The organism is Pseudomonas sp. zfem002 (genome assembly GCF_032621685.1).
GTDB classification, from domain to species: Bacteria; Pseudomonadota; Gammaproteobacteria; order Pseudomonadales; family Pseudomonadaceae; genus Aquipseudomonas; species Aquipseudomonas japonica.
The window spans coordinates 57,840-79,888 of the sequence record NZ_JAVYJH010000011.1; the positions used below are offsets into that span (position 1 = coordinate 57,840).

General features: G+C 65.3%; 16 protein-coding genes and 1 riboswitch. Of the genes, 13 read left to right on the forward strand and 3 right to left on the reverse strand.

Annotated features, from left to right (window positions below; translation table 11 throughout):
• Nucleotides 1-137 precede the first annotated feature (137 nt).
• On the forward strand, nucleotides 138-1,409 hold the full coding sequence (gene waaA / locus RTI28_RS14380; RefSeq protein WP_316921044.1) for a lipid IV(A) 3-deoxy-D-manno-octulosonic acid transferase: 1,272 nt from the start codon (nucleotides 138-140) through the stop codon (nucleotides 1,407-1,409).
• Between the two features lie 92 nt (nucleotides 1,410-1,501).
• Here waaA and RTI28_RS14385 read toward each other — a convergent pair whose 3' ends face one another.
• Entirely contained in the window at nucleotides 1,502-2,935 is a 1,434-nt protein-coding gene (locus tag RTI28_RS14385) for a TolC family outer membrane protein (RefSeq protein WP_042120338.1), read from the reverse strand.
• Nucleotides 2,936-3,078: 143 nt separating this feature from the next.
• A riboswitch (TPP riboswitch) is annotated at nucleotides 3,079-3,184 on the forward strand.
• Between the two features lie 146 nt (nucleotides 3,185-3,330).
• Between RTI28_RS14385 and thiC the strand changes: the two genes are divergently transcribed.
• Both thiC and cytX read left to right on the forward strand, forming a co-directional pair.
• Entirely contained in the window at nucleotides 3,331-5,220 is a 1,890-nt protein-coding gene (gene thiC / locus RTI28_RS14390) for a phosphomethylpyrimidine synthase ThiC (protein WP_316921045.1), read from the forward strand.
• 149 nt (nucleotides 5,221-5,369) lie between these two features.
• Entirely contained in the window at nucleotides 5,370-6,653 is a 1,284-nt protein-coding gene (gene cytX, locus RTI28_RS14395) for a putative hydroxymethylpyrimidine transporter CytX (RefSeq protein ID WP_316921046.1), read from the forward strand.
• Here the strand turns inward: cytX and RTI28_RS14400 are convergent.
• The gene (locus RTI28_RS14400; protein WP_316921047.1) at nucleotides 6,622-7,368 is read right to left on the reverse strand and encodes an RsiV family protein; all 747 of its coding nucleotides are present in this window, start codon (nucleotides 7,366-7,368) and stop codon (nucleotides 6,622-6,624) included. The two genes, cytX and RTI28_RS14400, sit on opposite strands and share 32 nt — an antisense overlap.
• A 186-nt stretch (nucleotides 7,369-7,554) precedes the next feature.
• Between RTI28_RS14400 and RTI28_RS14405 the strand changes: the two genes are divergently transcribed.
• The 10 genes from RTI28_RS14405 (at nucleotide 7,555) to ltrA (ending at nucleotide 18,718) form a co-directional block, all read left to right on the forward strand.
• Nucleotides 7,555-8,172, forward strand: coding sequence for an NUDIX domain-containing protein (locus RTI28_RS14405; protein ID WP_316921048.1), 618 nt, complete (start codon nucleotides 7,555-7,557; stop codon nucleotides 8,170-8,172).
• The gene (locus RTI28_RS14410) at nucleotides 8,163-8,615 is read left to right on the forward strand and encodes a DUF1249 domain-containing protein (RefSeq protein WP_316921049.1); all 453 of its coding nucleotides are present in this window, start codon (nucleotides 8,163-8,165) and stop codon (nucleotides 8,613-8,615) included. The genes RTI28_RS14405 and RTI28_RS14410 overlap by 10 nt, the downstream gene beginning before the upstream one ends.
• Nucleotides 8,616-8,712: 97 nt before the next feature.
• Nucleotides 8,713-9,513, forward strand: a complete 801-nt coding sequence (gene cpdA, locus RTI28_RS14415) for a 3',5'-cyclic-AMP phosphodiesterase (RefSeq protein ID WP_410478991.1) — start codon at nucleotides 8,713-8,715, stop codon at nucleotides 9,511-9,513.
• A 106-nt stretch (nucleotides 9,514-9,619) separates the two neighbouring features.
• A complete protein-coding gene (locus RTI28_RS14420; RefSeq protein WP_316921051.1) occupies nucleotides 9,620-10,228 on the forward strand; it encodes a YqiA/YcfP family alpha/beta fold hydrolase in 609 nt (202 codons plus the stop codon).
• Between the two features lie 36 nt (nucleotides 10,229-10,264).
• A complete protein-coding gene (parE, locus tag RTI28_RS14425; protein ID WP_316921052.1) occupies nucleotides 10,265-12,169 on the forward strand; it encodes a DNA topoisomerase IV subunit B in 1,905 nt (634 codons plus the stop codon).
• Nucleotides 12,166-13,152 carry an esterase-like activity of phytase family protein gene (locus RTI28_RS14430; protein ID WP_316921053.1) on the forward strand — a complete coding sequence of 329 codons (987 nt, stop codon included), beginning with the start codon at nucleotides 12,166-12,168 and terminating at the stop codon, nucleotides 13,150-13,152. Before parE ends, RTI28_RS14430 begins: the two co-directional genes overlap by 4 nt.
• Nucleotides 13,149-13,667 carry a TIGR02281 family clan AA aspartic protease gene (locus RTI28_RS14435; protein ID WP_316921054.1) on the forward strand — a complete coding sequence of 173 codons (519 nt, stop codon included), beginning with the start codon at nucleotides 13,149-13,151 and terminating at the stop codon, nucleotides 13,665-13,667. Before RTI28_RS14430 ends, RTI28_RS14435 begins: the two co-directional genes overlap by 4 nt.
• Before the next feature lie 10 nt (nucleotides 13,668-13,677).
• Complete coding sequence (gene parC / locus RTI28_RS14440) at nucleotides 13,678-15,936, forward strand: DNA topoisomerase IV subunit A (RefSeq protein WP_316921055.1); 2,259 nt, start codon at nucleotides 13,678-13,680, stop codon at nucleotides 15,934-15,936.
• A 171-nt stretch (nucleotides 15,937-16,107) separates the two neighbouring features.
• Nucleotides 16,108-16,821, forward strand: coding sequence for a PqiC family protein (locus tag RTI28_RS14445; protein WP_316921056.1), 714 nt, complete (start codon nucleotides 16,108-16,110; stop codon nucleotides 16,819-16,821).
• A gap of 475 nt (nucleotides 16,822-17,296) precedes the next feature.
• Entirely contained in the window at nucleotides 17,297-18,718 is a 1,422-nt protein-coding gene (gene ltrA, locus RTI28_RS14450) for a group II intron reverse transcriptase/maturase (protein WP_316921057.1), read from the forward strand.
• Nucleotides 18,719-18,892: 174 nt separating this feature from the next.
• Here ltrA and RTI28_RS14455 read toward each other — a convergent pair whose 3' ends face one another.
• On the reverse strand, nucleotides 18,893-22,039 hold the full coding sequence (locus RTI28_RS14455) for a CusA/CzcA family heavy metal efflux RND transporter (RefSeq protein WP_316921058.1): 3,147 nt from the start codon (nucleotides 22,037-22,039) through the stop codon (nucleotides 18,893-18,895).
• Nucleotides 22,040-22,049 lie beyond the last annotated feature (10 nt).

The following is a 22,049-nucleotide window of genomic DNA, read 5'->3' on the forward strand; positions in this document are numbered from 1 at the left end:
CCTCATCGCGGGCAATGCCCGCGCCTACAAGGAGCGCATACAGCGCCGGATCCTGTGGGAGCGGGCGTTGCCCGCGATGAGGCCCTCGAAGGCAACACAGAGGCAATGCCGATAGCTTCCTTGTACACTCCCGCGCCATGAACAGAACCCTCTATACCCTGCTGTTTCACCTGGGCCTGCCGCTGGTTGCGCTGCGCCTGTTCCTGCGCGGGCGCAAGGCGCCGGCTTATCGCCAGCGTGTCGGCGAGCGCTTCGCCTTCGGCCTGCCGCCGCTGAAGCCGGGCGGGATCTGGGTGCACGCGGTGTCGGTGGGCGAGAGCATCGCCGCGGCACCGATGATCCGCGCCCTGCTGGAGCGTTATCCACAACTGCCGATCACCATCACCTGCATGACGCCCACCGGTTCCGAGCGGATCCGGGCGATGTTCGCCAACGAGCCGCGCATCCAGCACTGCTACCTGCCCTACGACCTGCCGTGGGCGGCCGGGCGCTTCCTCGACCGGGTGCAGCCGCGGCTGGCGATCATCATGGAAACCGAGCTGTGGCCCAACCATATCCACCAGTGCGCCAAACGCGGGATCCCCGTGGCCCTGGCCAACGCCCGGCTGTCCGAGCGCTCGGCTCGTGGTTATGCGCGCTTCGCCGGCCTGACCCGGCCGATGCTGGAGGAAATGAGCCTGATCGCGGTGCAGACCGAAGCCGAGGCCGAGCGCTTCCGCCAGTTGGGCGCGCGCCCGCCGTGCGTGCAGGTGACCGGCTCGATCAAGTTCGACCTCAAGGTGGACGAACAACTGCTGCCCCGCGCCCGTGAACTGCGTGCGCAGTGGGGCGCCACGCAGCGCCCGCTGTGGATCGCCGCCAGCACCCATGATGGCGAGGACGCGCTGATCCTGGCCGCGCACAGGCAGTTGCTGGAGAGCCATGGCGACGCCTTGCTGATCCTGGTGCCGCGTCACCCCGAGCGCTTCGACGCCGTGCATGCCTTGTGCAGCGAGCAGTTCGCCACGGTGCGGCGCTCGTCCGGTGCAGCGCTGGATGGGCAGACCCGCGTGCTGCTTGGCGACACCATGGGCGAGCTGCTCTTTCTCTACGCCCTGGCCGATATCGCCTTCGTCGGCGGCAGCCTGGTGCCCACCGGCGGGCACAACCCCCTGGAACCGGCAGCGCTGGCATTGCCGGTGATCATGGGGCCGCATGTGTTCAACTTCCTCGAAATCAGCGCGATGTTGCGGGAAGCGGGGGCCTTGCGCGAGGTGGACGATGCCGAGGGGCTGGCGGCCGAAGTGCGGCGCCTGATCGAGTTGCCGCGGGATGCGCGCAGGATGGGCGATGCGGGGTTGGCGGTGATGCAGGCCAATCAGGGGGCCTTGCAGCGATTGCTGGAGGGGCTGGCTCGTCTGATCCGCTAACTGGGGTGGATTCATCGCGGGCAATCGGAACGCCGCCCGGCCCGCTCCCACAAGGTCCGGCGGTATATGCGGACCTTGTGGGAGCGAGGCCCTTAAGGCCGGGCCTCGAAATTGGCCTTGGCCGCCGCCGCCAGGTCCGGTGGCAGGAAGTCCTTGTCCGGGTTGTAGTCCGGTTTCAGCCAGCGGCCCAGGTCCTGCAGGTCCTGCGGGCTCAGCGTCCCCGCCGCCTGCTTGAGGCGCAGGTTGTCGAGAATGTAGTCGTAGCGGGTGTTGTTGTAGTCGCGCACCGAGGTGTACAGCTGGCGCTGCGCATCCAGCACGTCGACGATATTGCGCGTTCCCACCTGATAGCCGATTTCCGTGGCCTCCAGCGCGCTCTGGTTGGAGATGATCGACTGCTTGCGCGCCTGTACCTGTTCCACGTCGGTGTTCACCGCGCGGTGCAGGTTGCGGGTGTTCTCCACCACCTGGCGGCGCAGGCTCTCGCGCTGCTGCTCGGTCTGGCTCAGACGCTGGTAGGCCTCGCGCACCTGCGAGCTGGTCAGGCCGCCGCTGTACAGCGGAATGTTCAATTGCAGACCGATGCTGGTCTGCTCGACCGGGCCGCCGTAGGCCTGGGGCAACTGGTTGGGGTTGGTCAGGCCGAAGTTGTCGTTGTCGCCGCGCTGGTAGCGCGCCACCGCATCCACCGTCGGCGCGTGCCCGGCCTTGCGCTGGCGCAGGGTTTCCTCGGCGGCCTGGACGGCATGGTTGGTGGCCAGCAGGTTGAGGTTCTGCTGGGTCGCGGTGTCGACCCAGGCCTTGGCGTCATTCGGTGCCGGCACTTGCACCGGCAGGCTGTGGACGACGCCCTGCAGCGAGTTGTAGTCGCGGTTGGTCAGCGTCACCAGGGCCTGGAAAGCGTCCTGCACGCGGCGTTCGGCGATGATCCGGTTGGCCCGCGCGGTGTCGTAGCTGGCCTGGGACTGGAGCACGTCGGTCTTGTCGGAGAGGCCGACGTCGAAACGTTCGTTGGATTGATCGAGCTGGCGCTTGAACGCCGCTTCCTCGGCCTTGGTCGAGGCCAGGTTGTCCTGGGCGCGCAATACCGCGAAGTAATTCTCCGCACTCTGCAGGATCAGGTTCTGCTCGGTGGCCGACAGTTCCAGCGCCGCCTGCTCGTTGACCGCCTCGGCGGCCTGCAGCTGGAACCAGCGGTCGGCACGGAAGATCGGCTGCGACAGAGTTGCCTGCCAGGTGTTGCCGCTGCGGTTGGAGGTTACCGAGGGCTGGTCGATGCTGGTCCGGGTGCTCAGCATCTCGGCCCCGGCCGACAGGTTCGGCAGCAGGCCGGCGCGGGCCTGGGGCACCACTTCGCGGCGGGCGCCGTAGTCGGCGCGGGCGGCGGCGAGGTCGGCGTTGTTGTTCACCGCCTCCTGATAGACGCTGACCAGATCGGTGCGGTTCGACAGCGACGGGTCTGCGGCCCAGGCCAATCCGTTGGAAGCACAAGACACGGCGAGCGCCAGTGAAAGTTTGCGCAGCATAGGGCGATCCTTGAACGAAGAGGGTAAATCCAGCCTTGCGAGTGTAGTTCCACAGGCATTTTGCAACAATCTGACATTTGCGCCATTTGTCATGCTTGTGCTTGGACTGTTGGCGTTTATTGTCACTCCGGTCTAGACTGCGCACGTTCTTGTCGGGGTGCCTTGTGTTGAGGCTGAGATCGGAAAATTCCGGATCCCGTTGAACCTGATCAGGTTAGCGCCTGCGTAGGGAACAAGATTGCTCGCTTCCCGCGAGCCCTCTTGTGCCGGGTCCGGGAATGTCGAGTCAGCTTCACAGCCGCCAGACACCCCGCATTCCAGCACAGCACCGCCCACGGTGCGTCCGTGCCCCCATCAGGTTCACTCCGACATCCAACCCGTCTGGAGAGCCTGTGATGAGCAAACAAGAAAAATACCCGTCCAACCTGAGCGAGTCCGCCCAGGTCGACCAGCAGTCCGTGCAACCGTTCACCCGTTCGCGCAAGGTCTACGTCGAGGGTTCGCGCCCCGACATCCGCGTGCCGATGCGGGAAATCAGCCTCGACGATACCCCCACCGACTTCGGTGGCGAGGCCAACGCCCCGGTGCTGGTCTATGACACGTCCGGCCCGTACACCGACCCCGATGTCGTCATCGACGTGCGCAAGGGCCTGGGCGACGTGCGTTCGGCCTGGATCGACGACCGCGGCGACACCGAACGCCTCGCCGGCCTGTCGTCCGACTTCGGCCAGCAGCGCCTGAACGATGCCGAACTGACCAAGCTGCGCTTCGCCCACGTGCGCAACCCGCGCCGGGCCAAGGCCGGCGCCAACGTCAGCCAGATGCACTACGCGCGTCAGGGCATCATCACCGCCGAGATGGAATACGTCGCCATCCGCGAAAACATGAAGCTCCAGGAAGCCCGCGCCGCCGGCCTGCTCGATCAGCAGCACGCCGGCCACAGCTTCGGCGCGAGCATTCCGAAGGAAATCACCGCGGAATTCGTCCGCGAGGAAATCGCCCGCGGCCGCGCCATCATTCCGGCCAACATCAACCACGTGGAGCTGGAGCCGATGATCATCGGCCGCAACTTCCTGGTGAAGATCAACGGCAACATCGGCAACAGCGCCCTCGGTTCGTCCATCGAAGAAGAAGTGGCTAAGCTGACCTGGGGCATCCGCTGGGGTTCGGACACGGTCATGGACCTGTCCACCGGCAAGCACATCCATGAAACCCGCGAGTGGATCATCCGCAACTCGCCGGTGCCGATCGGTACCGTGCCGATCTACCAGGCGCTGGAGAAGGTCAACGGCGTGGCCGAGGACCTGACCTGGGAGCTGTTCCGCGACACCCTGATCGAACAGGCCGAGCAGGGCGTGGACTACTTCACCATCCACGCCGGCGTGCTGCTGCGCTACGTGCCGCTGACCGCCAAGCGGGTCACCGGTATCGTCAGCCGCGGTGGTTCGATCATGGCCAAGTGGTGCCTGGCGCATCACAAAGAGAACTTCCTCTACACCCATTTCGACGAAATCTGCGAAATCATGAAGGCCTACGACGTCAGCTTCTCGCTGGGTGACGGCCTGCGTCCGGGCTCCATCGCCGACGCCAACGACGAAGCGCAGTTCGGCGAGCTGGAAACCCTCGGCGAGCTGACCAAGATCGCCTGGAAGCATGACGTGCAGTGCATGATCGAAGGCCCGGGCCACGTGCCGATGCAGTTGATCAAGGAGAACATGGACAAGCAGCTGGAATGCTGCGACGAGGCGCCGTTCTACACCCTCGGCCCGCTGACCACCGACATCGCCCCGGGTTACGACCACATCACCTCGGGCATCGGTGCGGCGATGATCGGCTGGTTCGGCTGCGCCATGCTCTGCTACGTCACGCCGAAGGAGCACCTCGGCCTGCCGAACAAGGATGACGTCAAGACCGGGATCATCACCTACAAGATCGCCGCCCATGCCGCCGATCTGGCCAAGGGGCACCCGGGCGCGCAGATCCGCGACAATGCCCTGAGCAAGGCGCGCTTCGAGTTCCGCTGGGAAGACCAGTTCAACCTGGGCCTGGATCCGGACACCGCGCGTTCGTTCCATGATGAGACCCTGCCGAAGGACTCGGCCAAGGTCGCGCATTTCTGCTCGATGTGCGGGCCGAAGTTCTGCTCGATGAAGATCACCCAGGAAGTGCGTGAATACGCCGCCAACCAGCGCATCGACGTAGTGGACGTGGCGGTCGAGGACGGCATGCGCGAGCAGGCCGAGCGGTTCCGCCAGGAAGGCAGCCAGTTGTACAAGAAAGTGTGATGTAAAGGGGGCCGCTTTGCGGCCCTTCGCAGGCAAGCCAGCTCCTACAGGAACATTGCGTCCCTCTGTAGGAGCTGGCTTGCCTGCGAAGGACCGCAAAGCGGTCCCGGCATCTCCCAACCTACAAAAATCCTGCCGAGACCACTGTCGTGTCCCTACCCAGCCACTACTCCCCCGATTCCCCTGTCCCCGGTCACCAGCGCATCTTCGGTGCCCGTGACCTGTTCTCCCTGTGGTTCTCGCTTGGCATCGGCCTGATGGTCCTGCAGACCGGCGCCTTGCTCGCGCCGGGCCTGGGCCTGGCCGGGTCGATCCTGGCGATCGCCATGGGAACCCTGGTCGGGGTGCTGTTGCTGGCTGCGGTGGGGGTGATCGGCAGCGACACCGGTCTCTCGGCCATGGCCGCCCTGCGCCTGAGCCTGGGCAAGCACGGCGCGGCGCTGCCGGCGGTGTTGAACCTGCTGCAACTGATCGGCTGGGGCTCGTTCGAGATCATCGTCATGCGCGATGCTGCCAGCCTGCTCGGCGCGCAGGCGTTCGGCGAGACCAGCGCATGGAACAGTCCGCTGCTGTGGACCCTGTTCTTCGGCGGCCTGGCGACCCTGCTGGCCGTCAGCGGGCCACTCACCTTCGTGCGTCGCGTCCTGCGCAAGTGGGGCATCTGGTTGCTGCTCGGCGCCTGCCTGTGGCTGACCTGGAACCTGTTCGCCAAGGCCGATCTGGCGGCGCTGTGGGCGCGCGCCGGCGACGGTTCGATGTCGCTGGCGGTGGGCTTCGACATCGCCATTGCCATGCCGCTGTCGTGGCTGCCGCTGATCGCCGACTACTCGCGTTTCGGCCAGCGCGCCAGCCGCGTGTTCGGCGGTACCGCGCTGGGCTTCTTCATCGGCAACTTCTGGTTGATGAGCCTGGGCGTGGCCTACACCCTAGCCTTCGCGCCGAGCGGCGAGGTCAATGCCCTGCTGCTGGCCCTGGCGGGCGCCGGGCTGGGCATTCCGCTGCTGCTGATCCTGCTCGACGAATCGGAAAACGCCTTCGCCGACATCCACTCGGCGGCGGTGTCCAGCGGTCTGCTGCTGCGCCTGAAGGTGGAGCACCTGGCCCTGGCGATCGGTGTGGTCTGCACCCTGATCGCCTGCTTCGCGCCACTGGCGCAGTACCAGAACTTCCTGCTGCTGATCGGCTCGGTGTTCGCGCCGCTGTTCGGCGTGGTGCTGGTGGATCACTTCGTGCTGCGCGCTCGTCGCTTGCCGGCGCGGGTCACCTCACTGCACATCGGTGCGGTGCTGGCCTGGGCGGGTGGCGTGGTCACCTATCACCTGCTGGCCAACTACGCCCCGGATGTCGGCGCGACCCTGCCGGCATTGCTGCTGGCAGGGCTGCTGCACGCGGTTCTGGGCTTCAGCCGCGGCCGGGAAACAGTTCCGGCCTGATCACGCCGTTCAGGCGCGGGTAGGGGATCTTCAGTTCTACGTGGCCCATGGCGTAAGGGGCGATGCTGTACACGTCGTACTTGAGCACTACCGCGCCGTAGGTCAGGGCGATGTTCGAGGTCTTCTGGAACGGCCAGTTCTTCACGAACTCCTTGTCCTGATCCAGGTTATTGGCGATCTGCCAGCCGCGGTGGGCCTCCTCCACGGTCTTCCAGAAGGTCTCTTCCTGGCCCGGCACCAGCATGTCCTGCAGGGTCAGGACCTTCTCCTGCTGTCGCGACCAGTTGATGAAGGCGCGTCCCGGCATGCCATGGGCACCGCCGGTATCCCGATAACTGGACAGTTCGACGATCACCAGTCCGTCATGCTGCTCGCGTACCTTGGCTTGCAGGTAGGTGCTGTGGCGGCTTTCGGCCGAGCGCAGGAAGCTCTCCTCGTAGGCCTTGAGCGATGCCGGCAGCGGCGCGTCCTGGCTGTCGCGGGTCAGTTGCAGCAGGCTGCGCTCGATGATGCCGTCGAGTTGCGGCTGGGCCGGGAAGTGCAGGGTGTCGATGTTCACCAGCGGGCAGTCGCTGGCGCTGCAACCGGGCTTGATGTGCTCCCAGGCCTCGCGCTTGACCTCCAGCGGCTTGCGCAGGTTGGGCTGGAAAACGCTCTGGCACGCCCCCAGGACAAGGGCCAGGACAGCCACGGTAGTCAGTTTGACAAGTGTCATGATGATCCTTCTGCAACATCGGTGATCGGCCTTGGACCGTCGGCACGGCCTTCGGTTCGCCACTAAGCTTGAATAGACGGGCGGTGCCTATCCTCGCAGCCCTCGGGTTGACTTTAAAGAGGGTGAAAGCCGAGGGTACGCGGGGTAGGATTGCGCGAAGCTGCAAGTGAGGTATCGAGGATTTCCATGACAGACAAGTTGAACACCGTTCCCGCCGCCGTCGATATCGTCCGCCGCGAGACCTGTTTCCAGGGCTTCTACCGGCTCGACCGGGTACATCTGCGCCACGAGCTGTTCGCCGGCGGCATGGGTCGCCAGATCAGCCGCGAACTGTTCGTCCGTCACGACGCCGTCTGCGTCCTGCCCTACGATCCGCAGCGCGACGAAGTGGTGTTGATCGAGCAGTTCCGCGTCGGCGCCCTGGACAAGGTCGCCAACCCGTGGCTGGTGGAACTGGTCGCCGGTCTGATCGACAAGGACGAAGCGCCGGAAGAAGTTGCGCACCGCGAGGCGCAGGAGGAAGCTGGACTGACCTTCTCCGCGCTGTGGCCGATGACCCGGTATTTTCCGTCTCCCGGCGGCAGCGACGAGTGGGTCCATCTGTATCTCGGGCGTTGCAGCAGCGTGGGGGCTGGCGGGCTGCATGGCCTGGAGGAAGAGGGCGAAGACATCCGCGTGCGGGTCTGGGCATTCGAGGACGCCCTGCAGGCCGTGCGCGACGGGCAGATAGCCAATGCGGCGTCGATCATCGCCCTGCAATGGCTGGCCTTGAACCGCGATGAAGTCAGGGGGCTGTGGTCGTGAATCTTCTACGCGAGCGATATCGGGTCGATCTGGTCGGCTTGCAGGCTGCCTGCGAGGCCAACTACGCGCGCCTGATGCGCCTGCTGCCGGACATGCGCAACGCCACCAGTTCGCGGCGCATCGGCATGACCCAGGGCGATCAGATGCTTGGCGTGCTGGCGCTGGAAGTGGTCCTCGCCTGCCCGTACACCACCACCCTGCGCGTGCGCCAGGAGCACAGCCTGCCGTGGCTGCCGGTGCCGCAACTGGAGGTGCAGGTCTATCACGACGCGCGCATGGCCGAAGTGGTCAGTGCCGAGCACGCCCGCCGCCTGCGCAGCATCTATCCCTATCCCAACGCGGCGATGCACCAGCCGGACGAGAAGGCCCAGCTCAATCTGTTCCTCGGCGAATGGCTGAGCCATTGCCTGGCCTGTGGTCACGAACTGGAAGTGGTTCGCTGAAATGTGACGGCGGTCGTGGTGCCGGTTTGATCCTCCGATTCTTCCCCACCATAATCGTGCAGGATTCCCACAAGGAGACGGCCCCTTGCTGCAAGCAATCCCCTCATCCAGTGCCCCGGTTCGTCTGGTGCAGCTTTCAGACAGTCATCTGTTCGCCGATGGCGAGGGTTCGCTGCTGGGCATGAATACCCGTGACAGCCTGCAACGGGTGATCGACCTGGTGCTCGCCGAGCAGCCGCAGGTCGACCTGCTGCTGGCCACTGGCGATCTGTCCCAGGACGGTTCGGAGGCTTCCTACCAGCATTTCCGCGAAATGACCGCAGTGTTCGGCGCGCCGGCACGCTGGCTGGCCGGCAATCATGACGAGCCGCTGCCGATGGAGCGTGTCGCGGCGGGCAGCGATCTGCTGGAGCCGGTCACCGATATCGGCAACTGGCGGGTGATCATGCTCGATTCGTCGATTCCCGGCAGCGTGCCCGGGCGTCTCGAAGCCGACCAGTTGCACTTGCTCGATCAGGCGCTGCGCAGCGCCGACGGACGGCATTGCCTGGTGTGCTTCCATCACCAGCCGGTTTCCATCGACTGTGCCTGGATGGCGCCCATCGGCCTGCGCAACCCCGAAGCGCTGTTCGCGACGCTCAAGCCATATCCACAAGCGCGAGCCTTGCTCTGGGGGCATATCCACCAGGAATGGGACCAGCAACTGGACGGCCGGCGCCTGCTCGCCTCGCCCTCGACCTGCATCCAGTTCGCCCCGCGCAGCGAAGACTTCAAGGTCGACGACCAACTGCCGCCCGGCTATCGCTGGCTGGCGCTGCACGACGACGGCCGCCTGGAGACCGGGGTCTCGCGCTTGAGCGATTTTGCCTTCAGCGTGGACTACGGAAACGGCTACTGAAGTATCAGGCAAACTCTAAAGCTGAAGCATTTCCCGGTTATCAGGCTAAACTGCGCGCTTTTGCGCCTGCCCATCGTGGGCGGTTCACGGACATCCGGGGGCGATAATGTCGGGCTCGATCCTTTACATCCATGGTTTGAACAGCGCGCCAAGCTCGATGAAGGCCAGCCAGCTGCAGGCCGTCATGGAGCGCATCGGCCTGGCCGGCCAGTTGCGTGTCCCGGCCCTGCACCATCATCCGCGCCAGGCCATCGCCCAGCTGGAGGCCGATATCGCCGAGCTGGGCCGGCCCTTGCTGGTCGGCAGTTCCCTCGGCGGCTACTATGCGACTCATCTGGCCGAGCGCCACGGGCTGAAGGCGCTGCTGATCAACCCGGCGGTCAATCCACACCAGCTGTTCGACGGCTACCTGGGCACCCAGACCAACCACTACACCGGCGAAACCTGGGAGCTGACCCGCGACCATGTCGATGCCCTGGCCGAACTGGAAGTGCCGGCGCCCAACGACCCCGCGCGCTATCAGGTGTGGCTGCAGACGGGCGACGAAACCCTGGATTACCGCCGTGCCGAGCGCTTCTACCGGGCCTGCGCCTTGCGCATCGAAGCCGGTGGTGACCACAGCTTCCTGGGCTTCGCCCTGCACCTGCCGGCCCTGCTGGCCTACGCAGGCATCGACGCCCAGGCGTATCAAAGCCTGGATTTTTCTGTATTTTGATTGCTTATTTTCACCCACGAATGACGACGAGAACCCATGGCCAATCCCAGCGCTAGCGCCTATAACGCAGACGCCATCGAAGTCCTCTCGGGCCTTGACCCGGTACGCAAGCGTCCGGGCATGTACACCGACACCAGCCGCCCCAACCACCTGGCCCAGGAGGTCATCGACAACAGCGTCGACGAAGCCCTGGCCGGTCACGCCCGTTCGGTGCAGGTGATCCTCCATGCCGACCATTCCCTGGAAGTCTGCGACGACGGTCGCGGCATGCCGGTGGACATCCACCCGGAAGAGGGCGTGTCCGGGGTCGAGCTGATCCTCACCAAGCTGCATGCCGGCGGCAAGTTCTCCAACAAGAACTACCAGTTCTCCGGCGGTCTGCACGGGGTCGGCATCTCGGTGGTCAACGCCCTGTCGACCCAGGTCCGGGTGCGTGTCAAGCGCGACGGCAACGAATACCAGATGACCTTCGCCGACGGCTTCAAGGCCAGCGAGCTGGAAGTCATCGGCACGGTCGGCAAGCGCAACACCGGGACCAGCGTGTATTTCTCGCCGGATCCGAAGTACTTCGACTCGGCGAAATTCTCCGTCAGCCGCCTCAAGCACGTGCTCAAGGCCAAGGCCGTATTGTGCCCGGGCCTGTTGGTGACCTTCGAGGACAAGAGCAGCGGCGAGAAGGTCGAGTGGCATTACGAGGACGGCCTGCGTTCCTACCTGGTCGACTCGGTCAGCGAATACCTGCGCCTGCCGGACGAGCCGTTCTGCGGCAGCCTGGCCGGTAACAAGGAAGCCGTCGACTGGGCGCTGCTGTGGCTGCCCGAAGGCGGCGATGCGATCCAGGAAAGCTACGTCAACCTGATCCCCACCGCCCAGGGCGGCACCCACGTCAACGGCCTGCGCCAGGGCCTGCTGGATGCGATGCGCGAGTTCTGCGAGTTCCGCAACCTGCTGCCGCGCGGGGTCAAGCTGGCCCCGGAAGACGTCTGGGAGCGCATCAGCTTCGTTCTCTCGATGAAGATGCAGGAGCCGCAGTTCTCCGGGCAGACCAAGGAACGCCTGTCGTCCCGCGAGGCGGCCGCGTTCGTCTCCGGGGTGGTCAAGGATGCCTTCAGCCTGTGGCTCAACGCTCACCCGGAAATGGGCATGCAACTGGCCGAACTGGCCATCAGCAACGCCGGCCGGCGTCTCAAGGCGAGCAAGAAGGTCGAGCGCAAGCGCGTCACCCAGGGCCCGGCGCTGCCTGGCAAGCTGGCCGATTGCGCGGGGCAGGACCCGATGCGCGCCGAGCTGTTCCTGGTCGAGGGTGATTCCGCCGGCGGTTCCGCCAAGCAGGCGCGGGACAAGGAGTTCCAGGCGATCCTGCCGCTGCGCGGGAAGATCCTCAACACCTGGGAAGTGGATGGCGGCGAAGTCCTCGCCAGCCAGGAAGTGCACAACATCGCCGTGGCCATCGGCGTCGATCCGGGTGCCGCCGACCTCAGCCAGCTGCGCTACGGCAAGATCTGCATCCTCGCCGACGCCGACTCCGACGGCCTGCACATCGCCACCTTGCTCTGCGCGCTGTTCGTCCAGCATTTCCGTCCGCTGGTGGAGGCCGGCCACGTCTACGTGGCGATGCCGCCGCTGTACCGCATCGACCTGGGCAAGGAGATCTACTACGCCCTCGACGAGGCCGAGCGCGACGGCATCCTCGACCGCCTGGTGGCCGAGAAGAAACGCGGCAAGCCGCAGGTCACCCGATTCAAGGGCCTCGGCGAGATGAACCCGCCGCAGCTGCGCGAGACTACCATGGACCCGAACACCCGGCGCCTGGTCCAGCTGACCCTCGACGACTTCGAGCAGACCCGGGAAATCATGGACATGCTCCTGGCCAAGAAGCGCGCGGGCGACCGCAAGAGCTGGCTGGAAAGCAACGGCAACCTGGCCGAGGTCATGGCTTGATCCGTGCGCTGCTGACGGCACTGCTGGCGCTGCTCGCGGTGCCGGCCATGGCCGAGCCGTGGCCGGAACTGAGCATGCTCTCCGAGCATCCGGTCGAGGGCATGCGCGGCGGCAACCTGTCGGGGCTGGCGCAGTGCAACGGTGTGCTGTGGACCATCTCCGACCGCGACGACGACCTGCTCTACCGGCTCGATACCGCCAGCCATGTCTGGCAGGCGATCGGCGTGCCGTTGGCGGTGCCGCCGGTACCGGACACCGGACTGCCGCTGGGCCTGCGTTCGCGGCAGTGGGTGGCCTCCCTGGTCCGCGGTGGCGACCTCGATTTCGAGGGTTTGAGCTGCGACGCCGCGGGCAACCACTACCTCGTCAGCGAAGCCCATGCCGCGGTGCTGCAGGTGCCGCTGGACGGCGAGCCGAGCTGGCTGCGCATCGATCCGAGCATGATTCGCCAGGCCCGGGCCAGCGGCATGCTCCTGCATTTCAATGCCTTGTTCGAAGGGCTCGCCATCAGTCCGGCCGGCGATCGCCTGTGGCTGGCGGCCGAACGCGAGCGTCGCGGCCTGCTGCTGGTCAACCGCAAGCAAAGCACCTGGACCTGCGGCGAGGCCTGCGTGGTGCTCAGCGAAGCCGGCACCGAGATGCAACCCGAGCCATTTCCCAATGCCCGCGATGTCTCGCGGGATTTCGCTGATCTGGCGCTGTTCGAGGGCAAGCTGTTCACCCTGGAACGCAACGCCTATCGCATCTGTCGGCGCGATGCGCAGAGTGGCCAGGTCGAGCGTTGCTGGTCGTTCGCCGCCGAGGCGCTGGTCGATTCGCGGCGCTACAGCCAGCCATACGGTCTGGCCGAGGCGCTGGTGATCGACGCCGAAGGTGCCTGGATCGGCCTGGACAATAACGGCGGCACCCGCGCCGATGGCGAAGACCGCCCGATCGTCTGGCGTTTCGCCGCGCCGAAAGGCGGCTGGAGCGCGAAGAAATGAGCCAGACCCCGGGCCAGCGCATCGGGCGGGTGTTCATGGTCCTGGCCTGGGCGGCCGGGCTGTTTCTCGCCACGCGCTTTTTTGGCGCGTGGGAGGACAAGCAGGTCAACCCCAACAGCCAGGTCACCTCGCAGCACGGCGACGGCTTCGTCGAAGTGCGCCTGGCTGCCAATGGCCAGGGGCATTTCGTCGCCGATGGCCTGATCAACGGCCAGGCCGTGCATTTCCTGCTCGACACCGGTGCCACCGACGTGGCGATTCCCGAGTCCCTGGCCCGCGATTTCGGCCTGGAACGCGGCGCCGCGGTGACCCTGAGCACCGCCAATGGCCGCACCGAGGGTTACCGCACCCGTCTGGACAGCGTGCAGTTAGGCGATATCCTGCTGCGCGACGTTCGCGCCCTGGTCGTGCCCGGACTCGATGGCGACCAGGTATTACTGGGCATGAGTGCCCTGAAACGACTTGAATTCACCCAGCGCGGCGGCACCTTGCTGCTGCGCCAGCTCTTGAATTGATGAGGCCCGCATGAGCGACTCCCTTGATCTGAGCCTCGATGGCGTAGAGCGTCGGTCACTGGCCGACTTCACCGAACAGGCCTACCTCAACTATTCCATGTACGTGATCATGGACCGGGCCTTGCCGCACGTCGGCGACGGTCTGAAACCGGTGCAGCGGCGTATCGTCTACGCCATGAGCGAACTGGGCCTGGATGCCGATGCCAAGCACAAGAAATCGGCGCGTACCGTCGGTGACGTGCTCGGCAAGTTCCACCCGCACGGCGATTCGGCCTGCTACGAAGCCATGGTGCTGATGGCGCAGCCGTTCAGCTACCGCTACACCCTGGTCGATGGCCAGGGCAACTGGGGTGCACCGGACGATCCGAAGTCCTTCGCCGCCATGCGTTACACCGAGGCGCGCTTGTCGCGCTACTCCGAAGTGCTGCTCAGCGAGCTGGGCCAGGGCACCGCGGACTGGGTACCGAACTTCGACGGCACCCTGGAAGAACCCGCCGTGTTGCCGGCGCGTTTGCCGAATATCCTTCTCAATGGCACCACCGGTATCGCCGTGGGCATGGCCACCGACGTACCGCCGCACAACCTGCGCGAAGTCGCCAGCGCCTGCGTGCGCCTGCTGGATGAGCCGAAAGCCACGGTGGAACAGCTCTGCGAGCATATCCAGGGCCCGGATTATCCGACCGAAGCAGAAATCATCACGCCGCGCGCCGAGCTGCAGAAGATCTACGAAAGCGGCCGCGGCTCGATCCGCATGCGCGCCGTCTATCGCATCGAGGACGGCGATATCGTCGTCACCGCGCTGCCGCACCAGGTCTCCGGGGCCAAGGTGCTGGAGCAGATCGCCGCGCAGATGCAGGCCAAGAAACTGCCGATGGTCGCCGACCTGCGTGACGAGTCCGACCACGAGAACCCGTGCCGCATCGTCATCATCGCCCGCTCCAACCGGGTCGACCTGGACGAACTGATGCAGCACCTGTTCGCCACCACCGACCTGGAGTCGAGCTACCGGGTCAACGTCAACATCATCGGTCTCGATGGCCGCCCGCAGCTGAAGAACCTGCGTGCGCTGCTGCTGGAGTGGCTGGAATTCCGCATCGCCACCGTGCGTCGGCGCCTGAAGTTCCGCCTCGACAAGGTCGAGCGTCGCCTGCACCTGCTGGACGGTTTGCTGGTGGCATTCCTCAACCTGGACGAGGTGATCCACATCATCCGTACCGAGGAGCAGCCGAAACAGGCGCTGATCGCCCGTTTCGAGCTGACCGAGATCCAGGCCGAGTACATCCTCGAGACCCGTCTGCGCCAATTGGCGCGGCTGGAAGAGATGAAGATCCGCGGCGAGCAGGAAGAGCTGCTCAAGGAGCAGGCCAAGCTGCAGGGCCTGCTGGGTAGCGACACCAAGCTGCGCAAGCTGGTGCGCACTGAACTGCTCAAGGACGCGGAAACCTATGGCGACGAACGGCGTTCGCCGATCGTCGAGCGGGCCGAGGCCAAGGCCCTGTCGGAAAACGAGCTGATGCCGACCGAGCCGGTCACCGTGGTGCTTTCGGAAAAAGGCTGGGTGCGTTGCGCCAAGGGCCATGACATCGACGCCACCGGCCTGTCGTACAAGGCCGGTGACGGCTTCAAGGTGGCGGCGGCGGGGCGTTCCAACCAGTTCGCCGTGTTCATCGACTCCACCGGGCGCAGCTATTCGGTGGCGGCGCACACCCTGCCGTCGGCGCGGGGGCAGGGCGAACCGCTGACGGGCCGGCTGACCCCGCCACCGGGGGCGTCCTTCGAATGCGTGCTGCTGCCGGACGACGAGGCGCTGTATGTCATCGCTTCCGACGCGGGCTACGGCTTCGTGGTCAAGGGCGAAGACCTGCAGGCCAAGAACAAGGCCGGCAAGGCGCTGCTCAGCCTGCCCAACGGCGCCAAGGTACTGGCGCCGCGGCCGGTGGCCGATCGCGAGCTGAACTGGCTGGCGGCGGTGACCACCGAAGGTCGCCTGCTGGTGTTCAAGATCAGTGACCTGCCGCAGTTGGGCAAAGGCAAGGGCAACAAGATCATCGGCATCCCCGGCGATCGGGTTGCCAGCCGTGAGGAATATGTCACGGATATGGCAGTGCTCTCCGACGGGGCGACCCTTGTATTGCAAGCCGGCAAGCGTACCCTGTCACTCAAGGGTGAGGACCTGGAACACTACAAGGGCGAACGCGGACGCCGTGGCAACAAGCTGCCACGGGGCTTCCAGCGGGTCGATGCGTTGTTGGTCGACAGTCCCGAGTAGGTGTTTTACACGCCCGGAAACGGTATTTTCCCACACGTTCCGGGCGTAAATACTGGAGTCAGCGCGTATTTTCGCGGATGATAGGCCCCTTGCGGCGCCGGCGTAGCCGAGCGCGCGAATGAATTCTTGAGTATCACTGCGGTGCCGTGTGGTGGCCGCCTGGATGGGATGATGACTTTTCTGCGCCTTCCATTTGTTCTATTGCTGACGGGCGTCCTGGGCCTGGCGGGGTGCAGCATGCACCAGCCGGTCGCGCTCTATCAGCTCGACAGCGGCGAGCCGGGGCAGCCGAAGCAGAGCGCCGGCATGGCGGTGGTGCTGGGGCCGGTTTCGGTCGCCGACTACCTGCAACGGGAAACCCTGCTGCAGCGCCAGACCGACGGTAGCCTGACTGCCGCGACCGACGGTCGCTGGGCGGGCAGCCTGTCCGCCGATATCGATCAACTGCTGGTGCGTCAGCTGGCCTGGCGCCTGGACAGCCAGCGCGTGGTCCTGGCCCCGGCCAGCACCGGTTTCAACCCGGACGTGCAGGTTCTGCTGTCGATCACGCGCCTGGATTCCGGGGCGAACCAGCCGGCGATTCTCGATGCGCAGTGGCGCTTGCTCGACCGTCGCGGTCAAGTGCGTGACAACCGTATCGTCCACCTCGAACAGCCCCACAGCGGTACTTCGGCGTCGCAGGTACAGGCCCAGGGCCAGTTGCTGCAGCGTCTGGCCGAGCAACTGAGCAGCGCGGTGAAGCCGCTGGCCAACCAGCCGGCGATCGCCGAGGAAGCGCCACCGAAGAAACCGGCTGCGCCGGTGCAGGTGCGCAAGGAGCCGGAGAAACCGAAGATCCCGATCGCTTCGCCGATCCGTACCGATCTGGAAGTGTTCCGCTTCTGAGTCGAGCAGACATGAAAAAGCCCGCAGCGATGCGGGCTTTTTTGTTGGTGCGCCAGGCATGGCGCGTTGCGCGTTAGCGCAACCTGCTTGGCTGTGGTGGCCAAAGCAGGAGACTTGGAGGTGAAAGTCCTCTACACACCCGGCAAGGGGAAGTGTTAGCCGGAGGCAAGGGTATCGCGGGCGACTGCGAATCTGAAGGAAGCCCGAGGCAAAATGCTGGCCTGACGAACAGGAAGCGGATAGAGGCGGCGCAGCGGGGTGAGAAGGCCAACATCTTCAAAGCCCGATACTTGCACGGAACGCTGCGACGTAGATCCGACAGGCATAAGCAGGAAGGTCGCGCGAATTACCCTGGGAGATCTGCACGTTTGCCGTTGTGCTACCGAGCGCCGAGAGGCGACGGGATGAGCGTGCAGAAGTCAGCCGAAGCCGTAGTAAGTGGCGGTCAACCACGCCACCAAGGGCCGAACAGGTTATGCCGCTAGTAGGCGCCAGAGTCTCGTCGAATGTCGAAAAGCAGAAATTTCTCCGAGGGAGAACTGTGACCTCAAGTTCCGGACAGAATCCGAGGGCGACGGCTGGCAGTGCGCAGGCATCGACGGCGTCTGTGGCGTGGACGAACGCGGAGCCGGACACGTTGATGGCGCGAGTGCTTGCACCGGCCAACCTCAGGCGTGCGTATCAGCGTGTGGTCAGCAACAAGGGGGCGCCGGGTGCCGATGGCATGACGGTCGCTGACTTGGCTGGCTATGTGAAACAGTATTGGCCAACGCTCAAGGCCAGGCTGCTGGCCAGTGAATACCATCCCCAGGCAGTGCGGGCGGTCGAAATTCCCAAACCGCAGGGCGGAACACGGCAACTAGGTATCCCCAGCGTCGTGGATCGCCTGATCCAGCAAGCCTTGCAGCAACAGCTCACGCCAATCTTTGACCCGCTGTTCTCGGACTACAGCTACGGCTTTCGCCCGGGCAAAAGCGCTCATCAAGCCGTCGAGACGGCCCGCTCCCATGTGGAGGCGGGTCATCGCTGGTGCGTGGAGCTTGATCTGGAAAAGTTCTTTGATCGGGTCAACCACGACATACTCATGGCCTGTATCGAGCGCCGGGTCGAAGACAAATGTGTGCTCAGGCTTATCCGCCGTTACCTTGAATCCGGGGCCATGTCGGGCGGTGTCGTCAGCCCTCGACAGGAAGGAACGCCGCAAGGCGGCCCGCTCTCGCCGTTGCTGTCGAACATTCTGCTCGACGAATTTGACCGTGAATTGGAGCGGCGGGGCCACCGGTTCGTGCGTTATGCCGATGATGCGAACATCTATGTGCGTAGTCAGCGGGCAGGCGAGCGAGTACTGGCCAGCGTCGAGCGCTTCCTGAAAGAACGCCTGAAACTGACGGTGAACAGGGGGAAGAGCCAAGTGGCAAGGGCGTGGAAATGCGACTACTTGGGCTATGGAATGAGCTGGCATCAACAGCCTAGGCTGAGAGTAGCGACGATGAGCCTTGGCCGCCTGCGCGGTCGACTCAAGGAACTGCTGCGCGGGGCGCGAGGCCGTAAGGTGTCCTATATCATCGAGCGGCTGAACCCCGTGGTACGGGGCTGGGCGAGTTACTTCAAGCTCAGTCAGAGCAGGCGTCCACTAGAAGAGCTGGACGGGTGGATCAGGCACAAACTTCGCTGTGTCATCTGGCGGCAATGGAAGCAACCCTCTACGAGGGCCAACAACCTGATGCGTCTGGGGCTGAGTCGAGAGCGTGCTTGCAAATCTGCCTTCAATGGCCGAGGCCCATGGTGGAACTCGGGTGCGCCGCATGTGAATCAGGCGCTGCCGAAGAAACTATGGGATCGGCTTGGGCTTGTCTCGATACTGGATACGATCAACCGGCTTAGTCGCATGACCTGAACCGCCGTGTACGGAACCGTACGCACGGTGGTGTGAGAGGACGGCGGGTGTGAATCCGCCTCCTACTCGATTCTGTCAGAGCCTCATCGCGGGCAACGCCCGCTCCCACAAGGTCAGCGTGCTCCGCATCACCTGTGGGAGCGGGCGTTGCCCGCGATGAGGCCCGCGTTGTTCTTATTCCACCTCTTCCTCATCCCGCCGATGCGCCCACTGGTACAACGCCGGCAACACCAGCAACGTCAGCGCGGTGGACGAGAGGATCCCGCCGATCACCACCGTCGCCAGCGGCCGCTGCACTTCGGCACCGGTGCCGGTCGCCAGGGCCATCGGGATGAAGCCGAGGGACGCCACCAGCGCGGTCATCAGCACCGGCCGCAGGCGGGTCAGGGCGCCCTCGGTCACGGCGCTGGACAGGCTCGCGCCTTCTTCGCGCAAGTTGCGAATGAAGGAAATCATCACCAGCCCGTTGAGCACCGCCACCCCCGACAGGGCGATGAAACCCACCCCCGCCGAGATCGACAGCGGAATATCCCGCAGCCACAGGGCCAGCACGCCGCCGGTGAGGGCGAAGGGGATCCCGGTGAACACCAGCAGGCCGTCCTTGAGGTTGTTGAACATCAGGAACAGCAGGGTCATCACCAGCAGCAACGCCACCGGCACCACCACCTGCAGACGCTTGGCCGCCGATTGCAGCTGCTCGAACTGGCCGCCCCAGGTGGTCCAGTAGCCCGCCGGAACCTGCACGTCGCGGGCCAGCGTGGCACTGGCGTCCTCGACGAAGGAGCCCAGGTCGCGACCGCGCACGTTGGCGCTGACCACCACCAGGCGCTTGCCGTTCTCGCGGCTGATCTGGTTCGGCCCCAGCTGCAGGTCGAGGCTGGCGACCTGCGACAGCGGGATGAAACCGATGCGCTCGGCACCCAGCGCCGCATTGGCCGGCACCGGGATCAGCAGCTCGGACAGGCCCGCCACGTCGGTCCGCAGGGTTTCGGACAGGCGCACCACCATGTCGAAACGGCGGTCGCCTTCGTACAGGGTGCCGGCCTGGCGTCCACCCACGGCGATGGCCACGGCGTCCTGCACTTCGCCGATGTTCAGGCCGTAGCGCGCGGCCTTCTCCCGGTCGATGTTGATGGTCAGCACCGGCAGGCCGGTGGTCTGTTCCACCTTCACTTCCGAGGCGCCCTGGACGCCCTGCAGCGCCGTGGCGATCTTCGCCGCGGTGCGGTTGAGGATGTCCATGTCGTCACCGAAGACCTTCACCGCGACGTCGCTGCGCACCCCGGAGATCAGCTCGTTGAAGCGCAGCTGGATCGGCTGCGACAGCTCGTAGTTGCTCCCCGGCACACTGGCCGCGGCCTGCTGCACGGCGGCGATGATCGCCTCGCGGGACTTGCCGGGATCGCGCCACTGTTCCCTGGGCTTGAGCATCACGTAGGCGTCGGAGATGTTCGGCGGCATCGGGTCGGCGGCGATTTCCGCGGTGCCGGTGCGGGCGAACACCCGCTGCACTTCCGGCACCTGCTCCATCACCGCTTTCTCCAGGCGCTGCTGCATGTCCACCGACTGGCTCAGGCTGGTGCCGGGCACGCGCAGGGCCTGCAGGGCCAGGTCGCCTTCGCTGAGGCTGGGGATGAACTCGCTGCCCATGCGGCTGGCCAGGGCGCCACTGAGCACCACGGCGGCGACTGCGGCGGCAAAGGCTGCGTTGCGGTGCTCCAGGACCCAGCGCAGCACCGGGGCATAGCCCAGGCGCGCCTTGCGCATGACCACGCCTTCCTCTTCCTTGACCTTGCCGGTGACGAACATGGCGATGGCCGCGGGGACGAAGGTCACCGACAGCAGCATGGCGCCGAGCAGGGCGATGACCACGGTGAAGGCCATGGGGTGGAACATCTTTCCCTCGACCCCGGTGAGGGCGAAGATCGGCAGGTACACCACCATGATGATCAACTGGCCGAAGATCAGCGGCCGGCGCGCCTCGCGGGCGGCGGCGAAGACTTCCTGGAAGCGTTCGCTGCGGCTGAGCATGCGTCCGTGGCGGTGCTGGGCATGGGCCAGGCGGCGGATGGCGTTCTCGACGATCACCACCGCGCCGTCGACGATGATGCCGAAGTCCAGGGCGCCGAGGCTCATCAGGTTGGCGCTGACCTTGTTGTTGAACATGCCGGTGAAGGTGAACAGCATCGACAGCGGAATCACCATGGCGGTGATCAGCGCGGCGCGGATATTGCCGAGGAACAGGAAGAGGATGGCGATCACCAGGATCGCGCCTTCGACCAGGTTCTTCTTCACCGTGGCGATGGCCTTTTCCACCAGGTGGGTGCGGTCGTACACCGTGACCGCGACCACGCCTTCGGGCAGGGTGCGGTTGATCTGTTCGAGCCTGGCCGCCACCGCCTGGGACACGCTGCGGCTGTTCTCGCCGATCAGCATGAACACCGTGCCCAGCACCACTTCACGGCCGTTCTCGGTGGCCGCGCCGGAGCGCAGTTCCTGGCCGATACCGACCTCGGCGACGTTGCTCACCCGGATCGGCGTGCCGTCGACGCTGGAGATGACGATATTGGCGATGTCCTCGACGCTGCCCACCTGGCCCGGCGCGCGGATCAGCAACTGCTCGCCGCTGCGCTCGATGAAGCCGGCGCCGACGTTGGCGTTGTTGCTTTCAAGGGCGGCGACCAGGTCGTTGAGGGTCAGCCGGTAGGCGGCCAGGCGCTTGGGATCGGGGGCGATCTGGTATTGCTTGGCATGCCCGCCGATGGTGTTGATCTCGGCCACGCCCGGCACGTTGCGCAGTTGCGGCTTGATGATCCAGTCCTGGATCTCGCGCAGGTCGGTGGCGGTGTAGGGCGTGCCGTCGGCCTTGCGCGCGCCGTCCTCGGCTTCCACGGTCCACAGGAAGATCTCGCCGAGGCCGGTGGACACCGGGCCCATCAGCGCCTCGACGCCCTCGGGCAACTGCTCCCTGGCCACCTGCAGGCGCTCGTTGACCTGCTGGCGGGCGAAGAAGATATCGGTGCCATCGGCGAAGATCACCGTGACCTGGGACAGCCCCGAACGCGACAGCGAGCGGGTCTGCTGCAGGCCCGGCAGGCCGGCCATGGCGGTCTCCACCGGGAAGGTGATGCGTTGCTCGGTCTCCAGCGGCGAGTAGCCGGGGGCGGAGGTGTTGATCTGCACCTGGACATTGGTGATGTCCGGCACCGCGTCGATCGGCAGCTTCTGGTAGCTGTAGATGCCGATGCCGGCCATCAGCAGCACGGCGATCATCACCACGATGCGCTGCTCGATGGCGAAGCGAATCAGACGTTCAAACATGCGGAGTCAT